The 704-nt window shown below is 57.5% G+C and carries 1 protein-coding gene; it reads left to right on the top strand.

Annotation, left to right across the window (positions count from 1 at the left end):
* Positions 1 to 366: 366 nt before the first annotated feature.
* Positions 367 to 704: hypothetical protein (locus ACWJ6R_RS37510; protein ID WP_449066734.1), on the top strand; the 338-nt coding region annotated here is incomplete at its 3' end.

The following is a 704-nucleotide window of genomic DNA, read 5'->3' as shown; positions in this document are numbered from 1 at the left end:
GACCTGCACCGGCTCACCCGCTCGTCTCAACATCCGAGAACTCCGTCAGCCCTGCATCGTGGCCCGTCCTGCGTAGTGTATTCCTTTCTGTCCCGCGCAAATCCTTTCCTTTAGAATCGTATGGAAAACGGCATCTACGTGCGTCCGCTTATTGCGCGGAAGCCCGTGCGTCCATCCGTTAATTCCCTTATTGCGGACCAGACCGTAACCGTAGTCGTGCGCGTCACAGGCAGGCCTGAAGTTGAGCCAGGATTCCGGATAATCACCGGCGATAGGTGCACTGCAGCCATCGTTGGTGATGCCCATCACCGAACCACCGGTAAGGGTTGCCCTCGGGGAGGGCTTCCGCATCACTACTTTGCTGCCTTGGGCCGTGTCGACGTCCGTCTTGCATTTGGCGTAAAGCATGTAGTCGGCGGCGTAGGGGGCGGGACACTTAGTGGTGGAAGTTCCCATGCTGCTGTACTGCTGTTCCTTGTGCTGCTCGACCAGTTGCCCGCCATCGTCGTAGGTGAAGGTCCATCTCCCTGCGGATGCGGTAAGGCGAGTAAGGTATCCGCCGTCATTGTAAATATAATCCGCCGGCACTTCGTCCTCGGAAGCGTAAACAGAATGGAGATTTCCGGAGCCGTCATAGCGATACCGTTGAATGACGGCTCTTCGAAGTTAAGCGGGGTTGAGGTGCCCGCGGCTCTTTCGAGTGG

The organism is Planomonospora algeriensis, assembly GCF_977012225.1.
This window is presented reverse-complemented; position numbering and strand designations above follow the sequence as displayed.